This window comes from Bradyrhizobium ottawaense (assembly GCF_002278135.3).
Taxonomy (GTDB): Bacteria; Pseudomonadota; Alphaproteobacteria; order Rhizobiales; family Xanthobacteraceae; genus Bradyrhizobium; species Bradyrhizobium ottawaense.
Map to the genome: position 1 here is coordinate 3,916,256 of NZ_CP029425.2, position 14,445 is coordinate 3,930,700.

Genomic DNA, 14,445 nt, shown 5'->3' on the forward strand with positions numbered 1-14,445 from the left:
TGCGAACCTGAAGTTCGTTCAACCATGCGGGTCCCGATGAAGTGCCGACCGCGATCTTGCTACAAAACGCAGCCCTCAAGGCTTCGGTGGGCATCGATCCGATCGATCGGCGGCCCAGCTCGGGCGGCCACCCGGGCTGGGCCATTCCTCACGGAACCAGGCCATTCTAATCCGGCGCGCTAATACAAGGGTGGGCAAAGGCGCAACGCGCCGTGCCCACCATTGTCCCGATTGGATAGAAATGGTGGGCACGCTGCGCTTTGCCCACCCTACGGCACCGTCTCTGTTACACCGCCCGCGCATCATACGCGTACATGAACTCCATGCTTTTCGATCCCAGCGGCAGCAGCCATTTCAGCATCTGATTGCGCACCCACGCGCCGGTGGCGCTGAATTCGCGCTTGCTGTTGCCGTTGCGGCGGGCCATGGCGACGATCTTCTCGGTGCGCGGGCGACGCTCGGCCTCGAAGGCCTGGAAGGTGGCGCCGAGCTCCTGGCCCTCCTGCATCAGGCGGGCAAGGCGCATCGCATCCTCGAGCGCGAGCGAAGCACCCTGGCCGGCATGGGGGCTGGTCGCATGCGCGGCGTCCCCAATCAGCAGCGAGCGCTTGCGCGACCAGGTCGGCAGGCTCGCGACGTCGAGCGTGTCGGTGACCACGATGTTCTCGGCGGCCTCGATGATATCGGGGATCGGGTCGTGCCAGCCGCGGTGGAAGCCGCGCAGATGCTGCTTCAGCGTCGACCAGTCGAGCGCGCGAAACATCGCGGCGTCCATGCCGTGCGCGGGCTGCGTGCTCCACCACATCACGCCGTCCGTGGGATCGGGGCTGCAATAGCCGTAGCCGAAGAAGCCGCTCTGGCCGAACGTGGTCTCGACGTGCCGGCCGATCGATCTGCCGTCGAGGACGGCGTGCGGCACGAAGCCGCCGAAGCCGATCAGTCCGGTGTTGAACGGCTGGGGTCCGTCCGGCACCACCTGCCGACGTGTGATCGAGTGCACGCCGTCGGCACCGATCAGGAAGTCCCCCTCGGCTGTGGTGCCGTCGGCGAAATAGGCAATGATCGGCTGGTCGCCGCGATCCTCGACCTTGATCAGGCGCTTCTCGAAATAGAGCGAAACGCAGGCGCACCAGGCCTTGTCGATCAGGATTTCGTTCAGCGTGGCGCGGCAGACGTTCACCGCAGGCTGGCCGAAGCGCCGTTCCATGTCGCGGTTGATCGAACCGAGCCTCACGCCGCCTTGAGAATAGAAGTCGAAGGATTCTGCGACCGAGCCGCGGCCGATCAACTCATTCGCCAGCCCGATCTCGTCCATCACATGCATGCCGTTCGGCGCGATCTGAAGGCCGCCGCCGATGCCCTTCGAATAGGGCCAGGCCTCGAAGATCGCGGACTCGATGCCGGCGCGGCGCAGCAGGATCGCGGCCACGGGGCCGGCAATGCCGGCGCCGATGATCAGGGCCTTGCGGGGTCGATAGGACATGGCTTGCTCCCGACGTTTCCGTGGTGCTAGGAGGAATTACGGTCGCTAAATATCTTAGTTACTAAGATATATATCGCCTAAGATATGAGGTCCGCCTTGTCAAGGACGAAGGCGCGCAACGCGCTGCTGCAGGAGCTCGAGGACGCCATGCGCCGGTCGTCCGCGCAGGGCGTGCTCTATGGGCAAACCGTTGCCAATGTTGCCGGAATTGCCAATTCCGATCTCGAATGCATGGACATCCTGTATCTCGAAGGACGCGTCACTGCCGGGAGGCTCGCCGAGGTCACGGGGCTCACGACCGGTGCCATCACCGGCGTGGTCGATCGGCTCGAAAAGGCGGGGCTGGTGCGCCGTGAACGCGATGAGAAAGACCGCCGCAAGGTCTTCATCGCCGTCGTGCCGGACGCGGCGATGAAGATCGGCCAATTCTACGTGCCGATGCAGCAGGCGATGGAAAAGGTATTCGGCGGCTATTCCGACGAGGAATTGAGGCTGCTGCTGCGTTTCGCCAACGAAGGCTACAAGGGCGTGCTCGCGGCGACCGAGGCGCTGAAGAGCCTGCTCGACACGCCGCCGGAAAAACGTCCGGCTCTCAAGCTGAAGACGCGTCCTCGCCAGCCCTGATCTTGTAGATCTGCGCGGCCGCGATCATGCCCCACATCGCGCCCAGCATCATCCAGAAGTGCCGCCAGTGGTCGGTGTCGATCACGAAGCTTTCGCCGACGGTGCCGACGAAGGCGGAGAACACGGCGAGATAAGCGCGCTGCCAGGGCACCGGGACGAAGATGTGCCGGAAGCCCATGATGACGGTGGTGAAGACCAGCGCGGGATAACACACGCCGGACAGCCAGCCGCCGGACATAAAGGCGTTGAGATAGGAGTTGTGGGTGTCCTCGGGGAAGAAGCGGTGGAATTGCAGGGGGCCGATGCCGAACGGCAGGTCGAGCGCCATCTCTGCGCCCAGGATGTGGCGGCCGAACCGGCCGAAGCGGCCCTCGTCGTAGCTCTGGTCGAAGCTCGCGCGCTGCTTGAACATCTCGGCGGTGGAATCGAACGACAGCAGCACCGCGATCAGCGCGAGCCCCAGCACGGCGGCGACGATCGCCATGATGATGATGCGCGAGCGCTGCGCGTTGGTGCGGCTGGTCAGCACCATCAGCGCCAGCATGAAGGCGGAGGTCAGCACGAGGCCGCCCCAGGCGGCACGTGAGAAGGCGAGCAGGATCGCCAGCGACATGATGCCGAAGGCGATGACGTTGCGGAACGCCTTCGCCAGCTTGTCCGAGACCACGCTCTGCAGCGCGAACAGCGCCGGCAGAATCAGGAAGGCGCCGAGCACGTTCGGATCCTTGAACGTGCCGCGCGCGCGGCCGTAGAGCGTAAGGAGATCGTCGCCGCCCGGCACCAGGTGGAAGTAGCCGGCGACCGCCAGGAGTGAGGCGATCATCGCGCCGACCACGAGGCCGCGGCGGAGCATGTCGAGCCGGGCCGCGGTGTCTTCGGACGTGACCATCGCGAAGAACACCACGGTCACCGCCATGTACCAGGAGGTCGCGATCCAGCTTACGACCTCGGACCGCTCGAACAGCGGGATCGCGCTGATGGTGTAGCCGACATTGAGCAGGACCAGCATCAGCACCAGCGGCATCAGCGCGAGCCGCAGCCGCAGGCCGGTGGCGAAGAACGTGACGGCTGCGAGCAGCGTCATGATCTCGTAGGGGCTCGGCTCGATGAAGACGACCGCGCCGGAGGCACCGACCAGCCACACCAGCGCGCGCTGCAGCGCCAGCACGCCGGGCGCAGCCGGTACGGCTACGTTCACTCCACCGGCTGTCGCCGCATACGCCATCACATGCTCACGCTATTCGGACGCCAAACACCGCTGTCATCGCCCGGTCAAGCCGGGGCATGACGGAAAACTCAATACGCGTTCTCGTTCTTGGTCAGCAGCGAGATCGGTGTCTTCAGGAGAATGTAGAGGTCGAACAGCACCGACCAGTTCTCGATGTAATAGAGGTCGAACTCGACGCGCTTCTGGATCTTCTCTTCGTTGTCGATCTCGCCGCGCCAGCCGTTGATCTGGGCCCAGCCGGTGATGCCGGGCTTGACGCGGTGGCGGGCGAAATAGCCGTCGACGGCTTCGTCGAACAGCCGACTCTGCAGCTTGCCCTGCACCGCATGCGGGCGCGGGCCGACCAAAGAGAGATTGCCGGAGAAGACCACGTTGAAGAGCTGCGGCAGCTCGTCGAGGCTGGTCTTGCGGATGAAGCGTCCGACGCGGGTGACGCGCGGATCGTTCTTGGTCACGACCTTGGAGGCCGTGGGATCGGCCTGATGGTGGTACATCGAGCGGAATTTGTAGACGTCGATGCGCTCGTTGTTGAAGCCGAAGCGCTTCTGGCGGAACAGCGCCGGGCCGGGGCTGTCGAGCTTCACCGCCAGCGCCACCAGCCCCATCACCGGCAGCGCCACGAGCAGCGCGAGGCTGCCGACGACGCGGTCGAACAGCCATTTCATCACCAGATCCCAGTCGGTGATCGGCGCCTCGAACACGTCGAGCGTCGGCACCTCGCCGAGATAGGAATAGGAGCGGGGCCGGAAGCGCAGCTTGTTGGTGTGCGCGGAAAGGCGGATGTCGACCGGCAGCACCCAGAGCTTCTTCAGCATTTCCAGGATGCGCGTTTCCGCCGAGATCGGCAGCGCGAACAGCACGAGATCGACGCGGGTGCGGCGGGCGAATTCGACGATGTCGTCGACCTTGCCGAGCTTGCGCGCGCCGGCGCAGGTGTCGAGCGCGCGGCTGTCGTTGCGGTCGTCGAACACGCCGAGCACGTGGATGTCGGAATCCTCCTGCGCTTTGAGCGTTTCGACCAGCTGCTCGCCGTTGCTGTCGGCGCCGACGATGATGGTGCGGCGGTCGAGCCGGCCCTGGCGCGCCCAGCCGCGCACCAGCGATCGCAGCACCAGACGCTCGGCAAGCAGCGCGGCGAGCCCGAGGAAATAGAAGGCGGCAAGCCACAGCCGCGAGATTTCGCTGCCGTATTTGGCGAAGAAGGAGATGCCGATGAACAGCAGGAAGACGAACGACCAGGACGAGATCATCCGTGTCATCTGCCGGAGCTGACCGCGGAACAGCTGCACCTGATAGATGTCGGCGGCCTGGAAGCAGATCACGGCGGCGATCGATACGGCGATGACCTCGGCGGGATAGACCCAGCTGAAGCCGGAGAGCGGCATGACGTAGCCGACATAGAGCGCGATACCGACGAGGCTGAGCAGCGCGAAGTCGGCCACGCGCACGAAGCCGGCGATCACGATCGGCGAATAGGCGCGGGCGACCTTCTGGTTGACGACGTCGAGGGCTGCGGGCGAGAGCCGGCGGCGGCGCTCCACGAAGGGTTGGTCAGCCGGTTTCGCCGCGGCACTGGTCGCGGCATCGAGCATCGAGCGTGCGTTGAGCGGTTCCACGGGCGTCCACGTCCATTTCAAGCACCCGCGGGCCAATGGCATTGGCGCCCCGGGCGGCATCCCCCGGTCCTTCGATTATCGAACAAATCGGAAGATTTTCTAAAGCGGGCTTAAGGATGGTTAATGATTGGCAAATGCGTCGCGATAGCCGGCGATCACGCCGTCGACCATGGCGGCTTGCGAGAAATGCGCCGAGATGCGTTCGCGCAACGACACGGCGCGCTGCGCCGTTGCGGTGGGATCGTCGAGTGCGGCCGCGATCGCCTCGGCCATGGCCTCGGAATTGCTCGGCGCGAACAGGGCCGGACTCTCGGAGCCGAAGATCTCGGGAATGCCGCCGATGCGCGATGCGATCATGGGAATGCCGGCAGCGCCGGCCTCGATCACGACATAGGGCATGGAATCGCCGCGCGAGGGGACGACCAGCAGCCGCCCCTTGGAGAAGCCGTAGCGCGCCTTGACGTGACCGATGAAGCGGATGGCGCCGGACAAACCGAGCTTCTCGACCTGCGCCTTCAGCGCCGCCGTCTCCTCGCCGTCGCCGCCGAGCGTCAGCGTGACCTTCTTGCCGCCCTCGTGCAGGCGCGCCACGGCATCGACCAGGAGATCGGCGCCCTTGATGTGCCTGAACTCGCCGACATAGGCGAGGTCGGTCGCATCGTCGGTGGTCACGACCGGCTCGAACTCCTCGGGCGTGACGCCGTTGAAGACGCAATGCACCACGCCCTTGGGCGTGCCGACGATGCGTTGATAGGTGTCGCGGGCAAACGCGCTTTCGAACAGGAACAGGTCGGTCGAATCCATCAGCGAGCGCTCGAGTCGCGCGTAAAACTCGCCCTTCAAGGTGTTGAGGGGATAATGCAGCGAGCCGCCGTGCGGCGTGTAGATGCGGATGGTGTCGTCGGAGCGTCGCCGCATGCGGATGAAGGCGCCGGCCTTGGCGCCGTGGCCGTGCATGACGTCGGGCTTCAGGGTGGCAATCAGGCGCCGCATGCGAAGCCACACCAAAACGTCGTCCGGAGAGGGCTCGCGGCGGATCGCCATCCGGTGCACGCCGAGCTTCAGCCGCGGCGCGAGCTCGGCGAGGGCCTTGTCGGCGCGCTCGCCCCCGGTGAGGCTATCGGCGAGGATGCCGACATGGTGGCCGCGGTCGACCTGGCCGTTGGCGACGTCGAGGATGTGGCGGAAGATGCCGCCGACCGGAGCACGCACGGCGTGCAGGATACGAAGCGGCCGGTCAGGAGAGGGGGGCATGAATCAAAACCAGCGCTCGACGGCGAATGCCGAACAATTCCTAGGAAAATATCGAGACGGATTAAGGGGCCTCGTGGTTAACAAACGGTGACGCGTGCGCCTGCGCAAGTCGCCGCATGCCGCGATTAACCCAGCGGCAACCTTAATGGAGTGTAATCGCCGGGGTTGAGGTAGCTTAGTGGCGTTGCCCCTGCGGGAGTGTTCGATGCGTTTAGCGTTCTGGCGTGCCGGCAAGGACAAGGCGGTGGTTGCGCGGGCTGTTGGAAAGTCCAAGGCCGAAGTCGCGCCCAAAGCTGACGTCAAGGCTGAAGTCCAAGTCGAGCCCAAGATCGAGCAGAAGATCGAGCAGAAGATCGAAGTCAGGCCTGCGCCGATCGTCACGAAGCAGGCCCAAGTCGAGTCCGGCGATATCGACCTGCACGCGCTCGGCGCGGCATTGGCGCGCAAGCGCGGCTGGATCATCGTGCCGACGGTGCTGGCGCTGGTCGCATCCTTTGCGGTCGTCAATCTCGTCACGCCGCGCTACAAGTCCGAATCGCGCATTCTCATCGACGGCCGGGAGAACGTGTTCCTGCGTCCGAGCAGCGACCGCGCCGAGGAGCGGCAGGCGCTCGACGCCGAGGCCGTCACCAGCCAGGTGCAGCTGGTGCTGTCGCGCGATCTCGCGCGGGAGATCATCAAGAAGAACAAGCTCGCCGAACGCCCCGAGTTCGATCCGGTGCTGCAGGGCATCTCGCCACTGAAGTCGCTGGCCGCGATGATCGGTATCGGCCGTGATCCGTTCTCGATGACGCCGGAAGAGCGCGTGCTCGATGCCTATTACGAGCGCCTGCAAGCCTATGCCGTCGACAAATCGCGCGTCATCGTGGTCGAATTCCAGTCCGCCGATCCGGATCTTGCCGCCCGCGTCGCCAATTCGATCGCCGACGGCTATCTGGTGCTCCAGCAGAATGCGCGCCAGGACCAGGCCAAGAATGCCAGCCAGTGGCTCGCCGGCGAGATCGAGAGCTTGCGCAAGAAGGTCTCCGACGCCGAGGCCAGGGTGGAGGACTTCCGCTCCAAGTCGAGCCTGTTCATCGGCACCAACAACACCACGCTGTCGAACCAGCAGATGGGCGAGGTGAACACCCAGCTCAACAATGCGCGCTCGCTGAAGGCGGATGCGGAATCCAAGGCTAGGCTGATCAAGGAGATGCTCCAGAGCGGCAAGCCGATCGAGGCATCCGAAGTCGTGAACTCCGAATTGATGCGGCGGCTGTCGGAGCAAAGGGTGACGTTGCGTGCGCAGCTCGCCGAGCAGTCGTCCACGCTGCTCGGCAATCACCCGCGCATCAAGGAGCTGAAGGCGCAGCTTGGCGACCTCGACAATCAGATCCGCGACGAAGCGGCCAAGATTTCCCGCTCGCTCGAAAGCGACGCGCGGATCGCCAGCGGCCGCGTCGATGGCCTGACCGTGAGCCTCGAGCAGCTCAAGAAGCAGGCGACCTCGACCAACGGCCAGGACGTCCAGCTCCGCGCACTCGATCGCGAGGCCAAGGCGCAGCGCGATCTGCTGGAGGGCTATCTCGCCAAGTACCGCGAGGCCAATACCCGCGAGACCATCGACACGGCGCCGACCGACGGCCGCGTCATCTCGCGCGCCATCGTTTCGAACACGCCGGCCTACCCGAAGAAGCTGCCGATCGTGCTGATCGCGACGATCGCGACGCTGCTGCTTTCGTCCGGCGTCGTCGTCACCGGCGAGCTATTGCGCCAGACCGCACCGCGCGCTGTGGCCGCGGTCGGCCCGGCGCAAACGCAGGCACCGGTGCGCCGGGAACCGGTTGTCCAACCGGTCGTCCAGCCGGTTGTGCGGCCCGAGGTCGAGCCGATCGCCGATCCGGTCATGGCAGAGGCCGCGCCGCTTCAGCCGGAGATGACTGATCATGCCGACGTCACCGAATTCACCGAGATCGAAAATCTGGCCGGCAGCCTGCGCGCCGCGGGCGCTGCGGCGAAGAAGGTCACGGTGCTCGGCACCGCCTCCGGCGAAGCCATTACGCTGTCGACGCTGACGCTCGCCCGGCATCTGGCGCGCGAGGCGCGCGTCGTCGTGGTCGATCTCGCTGCGTCCTCGCCGACGATTGCCGCGGTGTCCGTCGATGCTTCGGCGCCCGGCCTTGCCGAGCTGATGCAGGGCCAGGCGTCGTTCGCGCAAATCATCACCCGGGACAAGCTGTCACGGCTCCACCTCGTCATGGCCGGCCGTCCCGGCTTCGACCGCAGCGTGCTGCAATCGCCGCGGGTGACGCTCGCCATCGACGCGCTGCTGCGCGCCTATGATCACGTGCTGGTCGACGCCGGCAGCGCCTCCGACCTTCCGGCCGAGCTGCTGACGGCGCATGCCCGCGCCGTCGTGGTGCCCGATGCCTCGATGGCGAGCGATGCGCGCACGCTGATGTGCGAGCAGCTCCGGGCGGTCGGCTTCAGCGAGGTGACGATGCTGAGCAAGCCCGTGCAGGCTTCGGATGCGGTCGACGCGCCGCGCGTGGTGGCGGCGTAGGCGTTTCTTTCTCTCTCCGCGCACTCGGAATCGTAGGGTGGGCAAAGGCGCGTTCGCGCCGTGCCCACCACCTATTCGATACAGTAACAGAAGACGTGGGCACGCTTCCGCCTTCGCTCTGCGAGCTACGGCGGACAAGTCGCTTTGCCCACCCTACGATTTCGGCGTTCGCGGAGAGGCTTTACCCGAATGCCTGCCGCAGCCGCCTGGCCAGATCAAACAGCATCTGGTTCTGCTTCACCAGCCGCTTGCCGTGGCTGAGCGAGGACATCGCCATCGCCGCGAGCTTGCCGCGCGAGGTCAGCGGGACAAAACTGTCGAAGATGTCTTCGTCGTCCTTGCAGAACATTCGCTTGTAGTCGTCCGAACCGATGCCGAGGTCGAGCGAGCGGTAACCGCGCTCGCCGTAGCGATCGATGATGTAGCGCATCAGGATCAGGCCGGGGCTGTAGCGGGCGTGCTCGGACATCGTGTAGGTGTTGAACATCATCGAGAAGCGCTCACCGTCGGCGACGCCGGCGAAGATCGCGATCACCTCGTCGTCGCATTCCAGTGCATGGATGTCGATGACGCGGCCTTCGCCGCGCGGCGCAAGGCAGGCGCTGCGGACGAACTGTTCGACGCCCGGCTCGGCGAAGACGTTCGGGAGCTTCTGTTCTGCCATCCGCACCGGCTTGACGCGGAAGAACCAGTCGAGCAGGCGGGTGACGTCCGCGTCTGACGTGGCAAGGTGATAGCGATAGCCGGCGAGCGCCTGGAGCTTCTTTTCCTTGCTCTTGAGGCGGCGGCGGAAGGAATTGCTGATCCGCGATGCCGGCGGCCCGCCCGGCTCCAGCACCAGTTGCGGGCAGCCGTTGATCGGGCTCTGCCGCGGCAATAGGGCAAACGGGTTCTGCTGGCCGTGCCAGCGCTGCGGCTGCTGCGTCAGCGCGAGCACGTCGATGTGCTCGCGCAGCGGCGCAAGCAGCGTATCGAGATCGGCGGCAGTGGTCTGCGCAGCACACGCTGCGTTCCACAGGCCCATGTTGAAGGTCGTATGCTTGCCGCCCATGAAGCAGGCCGTACGCACGCCGTGGCTTTGGCGCAGCGAGAGCGGCAGCAGCATCAATGGCGTGTGATCGGCGTCGCGGCCGATCACGATGAAGGGCCGCGCGCCCTCGCGCTCGCCGACCAGTCGCTGCCAGGGGCTCAGCAGATCGAACCGCTGATAGGGCGTGAAGAGATGGCCGGGCTCCTCGAAGGCGCGCCAGACCGCCTCGGCGGCGCCGAGATCGGTGACGATATCGACATGCGCGATACGGCTCGCTTTCGACCGCGCTGGCGCTTCTGCCGTCCGGCTTTGCATCGCCGCAGCCATGGTCATTCGCGAAACCTGTCGAGAAATCAAATTAGACGTAATTCGGCCTGTGGCCGACCTTTGCAAAGAAATGTCAACAAAGGGTAAGGACAATGGAGAGGGAACGGGCGCCTTCAGGGCGCGAAGGGTCAAGATTTTGGCATCCGACGACAGATGGCTGGAACGGCTGCGCCTCGAGCTGGCCTGGTTCACCGGCCAGGCTGCGCTGCGCAGCCGCGGTGCCGGCGCCATCCTGCGCTTTGCGCGGGTGCGGCCACGGCGGCGCGGCGGGTTTCAGCCGCTGCGCGCGGACGAGGTCACGCCGCAATTTCTCGACCGCGCCATTCGCGCGTTGAAGCGCTGGAACTACGATTTTCTCGGCATGGACGAGGTCTGTCGGCGCGCGGTGACACTGCCGGAGAAGCGGCGTTTCGTGGCGCTCACTTTCGACGGCGCGAACAAGGATCTGATCGACTTTGCCTATCCGGTGCTGGCGCAGCACGCCGTGCCCTTCACGATCTACGTGCCCACCGCGTTTCCCGATGGCGTCGGGCAGGCCTGGTGGCTCGGGCTCGAACAGGTGATCGCGCGCGAGAGCCGCATCAATCTGATAATGGGTGAGAAGGAGCAGCGCTTCACCGTCACCGGCAATGCCGAGAAGCAGGCGCTGTTTTCGCATATCGAGAGCTGGCTGCGCTCGCTGTCGCCGGCGGATCTGTCGGCCGCGATCGCCGATCTCTGCACGCGCTACCGCATTGAGCTTGCCGCGCTCTCGCGCGAGGCGTCGATGGATTGGGAGGATCTGGCCAAGCTCGCCGCCGATCCGCTCGTCACGATCGGGAGCGCCACGGTGAACTATCCGGTTCTCGCCAACATGAAGGATACGGCAGCCTCGCGCGAGATGGCGATGGGCAAGGCCGTTGCCGAAGCGGCCTTCCGTCGCGATGTCAGGCATCTCGCCTTTCCGTTCGGCGATCGTACCTCGTTCCGGCGCAGCCATGTTGTGATGGCGGAGGAGGCGGGCTTTGCCAGCGCGGTGTCGACGATCCCGGGCATCGTGGACGCGGAGGGGCGGACCAATCTGCGCGCGCTGCCGCGGATTTCCTGGGATGGTCGCGTGCGCTCCCTGCGCATGCTGCGCGTACTGGTGTCGGGTGTTGCGTTTGCGCCGGTGAGGCCGACCGCTACGAGCCAGACTTGACGCGATCAGGTCGCTGCATCCAGCTCACGATCGGCATCGCCGGCAGCACCCAGCCCATGCCGACCACCACGTAATAGATCGCCTGCCGCCAGCCGGACTCGGCGATCCACGGCATCTGCGCCGCCGCCATGCCGAGCAGGGCCCAGACCGTGGCCAGCACCAGGAGCAGGATGGCGCCGAGGAACTTGCGGGTGCGGATCGTCATGGCTGACTATTACGGCCTTCGCGTAACTTGCGCTGCGGGAGCGGGGGACTATAAGGGGCACGCAGTCCGGTTCAAGCCCTGGTTTTAGCGCCTTGACGACGAATTCCGTTCCAACCAACTCGCATCGCGCCGTGCGCTGGTGGCTGATCTCCGTCGCCGCGCTGATCGCGCTGATGGTGCTGGTCGGCGGCGCGACGCGGCTCACGGAATCCGGCCTTTCGATCGTCGAATGGAAGCCGGTCACGGGCAGCGTTCCGCCACTGTCGGAGGCGCAGTGGACCGAGGCGTTCGAGGCCTACAAGAGAATCCCGCAATATCGCGAGCTCAACGCGGGCATGAGCCTGTCCGAGTTCAAGCAGATTTTCTGGTGGGAATGGAGCCACCGGCTGCTCGGCCGTTTCATTGGCGTCGCCTATCTCTTGCCGTTCCTGTTCTTCCTGTGGCGCGGTGGCCTGTCCGGTGAATTGAAACGTAGACTGTGGCTTCTATTCGCGCTTGGCGGGCTCCAGGGCGCGGTCGGCTGGTGGATGGTCGCCTCGGGTCTCACCGAGCGGGTCGAGGTGTCGCAATATCGGTTGGCGACGCATCTTGTGCTCGCGCTCCTGATCTTTGCTGGCATCGTCTGGACGGTGCGGCGGCTCAAGGAGCGGCCGCAGATCGCGGCGTCTGCGCGGTTGCGCTTCACGGGCGCGCTGCTCCTCGTCGTGACGTTCGTGCAGATCTATTTCGGTGCGCTGGTTGCGGGCCTGCGCGCCGGGCGCGCCTACAACACCTGGCCGCAGATCGACGGCGCGTTCATTCCCTCGGCCGAGCGGCTGTGGTTCGAGACCCCGTGGTGGCGCAACATGTTCGACAATGTGCTGACGGTGCAGTTCGAGCACCGCATGACCGCCTATGCGCTGTTCGCGCTGGCCGCGCTGCATGCGATCGACGCGGTGCGTTCGCGCGCAGGTGCGGCCGCAAGCGGCGCGCTCTGGCTGTTCGCGGCGGTGAGCCTGCAGGCGGTGCTCGGCATTCTCACGCTGCTCAACCAGGTGCCGATCGACCTCGCGCTGTCGCATCAGGCCGTCGCAATCGTCGTGTTGACGCTCGCGGTGATGCAGGTGGAGCGGCTCGCTTCGCGGCGATCTGCGGAGGCGCAGCCGCGTGCGGTTCCGATTAGCCAGCCCGGCTGATCAGCAATAGCCGTAGATGCCGCACGCGTAGGGTAGGCGCCAGAAATAATCGACCTGCTTCCCGCCGTAATACGCGCCCTGATAGTCGTAGCTCCAGGGGCGGCCGTAGTAGCCCGGCAAGGTGTGCGAGCCCGGCAGCAGCGGCGTGCCCGGCAGATTGCGGATATAGCTGCCGATGCCATAGGCCGGCGAGATCAGCGCATCCGGGTCGGTATCGACATAGACCTGCGGCGGCTCCTGTGGCGGAGCGGCGGCGCGCCGCTTCGGCGTGGCCGGCAAGTCAGCGGCAACGGCGGCTGAAACCGTCAGCATCGCCGCAAGGGCAGGCACCATCCAGCGCAGCATCGTCGGCTCCGAATCAAAAGGGCGATCCAAGGACGATGTATGGGGCAGATATGGTTAATGACTGTTAACCGGGACGTCATTCCGGGGCGCATTCAGGCGTCCCGGAATGACCGGGAAAGCTACGCCCCCAGCGCCTGTTCCAGATCGGCGATCAGGTCTTCCTTGTCCTCGATGCCGATCGAGAGCCGCACCACGTCGGGGCCGGCGCCGGACTTCACCTTGGCGGCGTCGTCGAGCTGGCTGTGCGTGGTGGACGCCGGATGGATCACCAGCGAGCGGGTGTCGCCGACATTGGCGAGATGCGAGAACAGCTGCAGTTTCGACACCAGGCTGACGCCGGCGTCATAGCCGCCCTTCAGGCTGAAGGTGAACACGGCGCCCGCGCCCCTCGGTGCGTATTTGCGCGCGAGCTGGTTATACTTGTCGCTTGCCAAGCCCGCATAGCTAACCGACGCCACCGCCGGATGGCCGGCGAGGAATTCGGCGATCGCTTTCGCATTGTCGCACTGCTTCTGCATGCGCAGCGGCAAGGTCTCGATGCCGGTCAGGATCATGAAGGCGTTGAACGGCGACAGCGCGGGGCCGAGGTCGCGCAAGCCCAGCACGCGGCAGGCGATCGCGAAGGCGAAATTGCCAAAGGTCTCCTGCAGGCGGATGCCGTGATATTCCGGCCGCGGCTCCGACAGCATCGGATATTTGCCGCCCGTCGACCAGTCGAAGGTGCCGGCATCGACGATGATGCCGCCGAGCGAATTGCCGTGACCGCCCAGGAACTTCGTCAGCGAGTGCACGACGATGTCGGCGCCGTGGTCGATCGGGCGGATCAGGTAGGGCGAGGCCAGCGTGTTGTCGACGATCAACGGCACGCCCGCCTTCCGCGCCACCGTCGAGATCGCCTCGATGTCGGTGATGCTGCCGGCGGGATTGGCAATGGACTCGATGAAGATCGCCTTGGTGCGCGGCGTCACCGCGCGCTCGAAGCTTGCGATATCGTCGGGATCGGCCCACACCACGTTCCAGCCAAAGCTCTTGAAGGCGTGCGTGAACTGGTTGATAGAGCCGCCATAGAGTTTTCGCGCGGCGATGAACTCGTCGCCGGGCTGCATCAATTGCTGCAACACCACGACCTGTGCGGCATGGCCCGAGGCCACCGCAAGCGCGGCCGTGCCGCCTTCGAGCGCGGCGACGCGCTCTTCCAGCACCGCGTTGGTGGGATTGCCGATGCGGGTATAGATGTTGCCGAACGCCTGCAGACCGAACAGCGAGGCGGCGTGGTCGGCATCGTTGAACACGAACGACGTCGTTTGATAAATCGGAGTCGCGCGCGCGCCGGTGGTGGGGTCGGGCTGTGCACCGGCATGCACGGCGAGGGTTGAAAATCCCGGAAGGCGATCGCTCATTGAGGGCGTCCTGTTCTCTTGGTCTGAAATCGCGCG

Annotated in this window: 12 protein-coding genes; 4 read left to right on the forward strand and 8 right to left on the reverse strand. The window is 65.4% G+C overall.

The features are described 5' to 3' along the window. Positions 1-286: 286 nt before the first annotated feature. Positions 287-1,483 carry an FAD-dependent monooxygenase gene (locus CIT37_RS18775; protein WP_095425428.1) on the reverse strand — a complete coding sequence of 399 codons (1,197 nt, stop codon included), beginning with the start codon at positions 1,481-1,483 and terminating at the stop codon, positions 287-289. A gap of 147 nt (positions 1,484-1,630) precedes the next feature. On the opposite strand from CIT37_RS18775, the gene CIT37_RS18780 reads away from it, so the two are divergent. After that, entirely contained in the window at positions 1,631-2,107 is a 477-nt protein-coding gene (locus tag CIT37_RS18780) for a MarR family transcriptional regulator (protein ID WP_049801985.1), read from the forward strand. On the opposite strand, the gene CIT37_RS18785 is transcribed toward CIT37_RS18780, so the two are convergent. The 3 genes from CIT37_RS18785 to CIT37_RS18795 form a co-directional block, all read right to left on the reverse strand. Beyond that, positions 2,076-3,332 carry an O-antigen ligase family protein gene (locus tag CIT37_RS18785; protein ID WP_161966430.1) on the reverse strand — a complete coding sequence of 419 codons (1,257 nt, stop codon included), beginning with the start codon at positions 3,330-3,332 and terminating at the stop codon, positions 2,076-2,078. The two genes, CIT37_RS18780 and CIT37_RS18785, sit on opposite strands and share 32 nt — an antisense overlap. A gap of 71 nt (positions 3,333-3,403) precedes the next feature. Further along, positions 3,404-4,951 (reverse strand): undecaprenyl-phosphate glucose phosphotransferase, encoded by a 1,548-nt coding sequence (locus CIT37_RS18790; protein WP_038973479.1) that lies wholly within the window; start codon positions 4,949-4,951, stop codon positions 3,404-3,406. A gap of 120 nt (positions 4,952-5,071) precedes the next feature. Continuing rightward, on the reverse strand, positions 5,072-6,205 hold the full coding sequence (locus tag CIT37_RS18795) for a glycosyltransferase family 4 protein (RefSeq protein WP_095425425.1): 1,134 nt from the start codon (positions 6,203-6,205) through the stop codon (positions 5,072-5,074). Positions 6,206-6,410: 205 nt separating this feature from the next. On the opposite strand from CIT37_RS18795, the gene CIT37_RS18800 reads away from it, so the two are divergent. Then, positions 6,411-8,747, forward strand: coding sequence for a GumC family protein (locus tag CIT37_RS18800; RefSeq protein ID WP_095425424.1), 2,337 nt, complete (start codon positions 6,411-6,413; stop codon positions 8,745-8,747). A gap of 181 nt (positions 8,748-8,928) precedes the next feature. On the opposite strand, the gene CIT37_RS18805 is transcribed toward CIT37_RS18800, so the two are convergent. Then, the gene (locus CIT37_RS18805) at positions 8,929-10,110 is read right to left on the reverse strand and encodes a GNAT family N-acetyltransferase (protein WP_038948768.1); all 1,182 of its coding nucleotides are present in this window, start codon (positions 10,108-10,110) and stop codon (positions 8,929-8,931) included. A gap of 130 nt (positions 10,111-10,240) precedes the next feature. Between CIT37_RS18805 and CIT37_RS18810 the strand changes: the two genes are divergently transcribed. Continuing rightward, positions 10,241-11,284, forward strand: coding sequence for a polysaccharide deacetylase family protein (locus CIT37_RS18810; protein WP_095425423.1), 1,044 nt, complete (start codon positions 10,241-10,243; stop codon positions 11,282-11,284). Here the strand turns inward: CIT37_RS18810 and CIT37_RS18815 are convergent. After that, the gene (locus CIT37_RS18815) at positions 11,268-11,489 is read right to left on the reverse strand and encodes a DUF2842 domain-containing protein (RefSeq protein ID WP_018320088.1); all 222 of its coding nucleotides are present in this window, start codon (positions 11,487-11,489) and stop codon (positions 11,268-11,270) included. The genes CIT37_RS18810 and CIT37_RS18815 overlap by 17 nt on opposite strands. A 92-nt stretch (positions 11,490-11,581) precedes the next feature. Between CIT37_RS18815 and CIT37_RS18820 the strand changes: the two genes are divergently transcribed. Continuing rightward, entirely contained in the window at positions 11,582-12,664 is a 1,083-nt protein-coding gene (locus CIT37_RS18820; protein ID WP_095425422.1) for a COX15/CtaA family protein, read from the forward strand. Here the strand turns inward: CIT37_RS18820 and CIT37_RS18825 are convergent, their stop codons facing one another. Both CIT37_RS18825 and CIT37_RS18830 read right to left on the reverse strand, forming a co-directional pair. Continuing rightward, a complete protein-coding gene (locus CIT37_RS18825; RefSeq protein WP_028141414.1) occupies positions 12,665-13,009 on the reverse strand; it encodes a hypothetical protein in 345 nt (114 codons plus the stop codon). A 119-nt stretch (positions 13,010-13,128) separates the two neighbouring features. Further along, positions 13,129-14,409 carry an O-acetylhomoserine aminocarboxypropyltransferase gene (locus CIT37_RS18830; protein ID WP_028141415.1) on the reverse strand — a complete coding sequence of 427 codons (1,281 nt, stop codon included), beginning with the start codon at positions 14,407-14,409 and terminating at the stop codon, positions 13,129-13,131. Between the last annotated feature and the right edge of the window lie 36 nt (positions 14,410-14,445).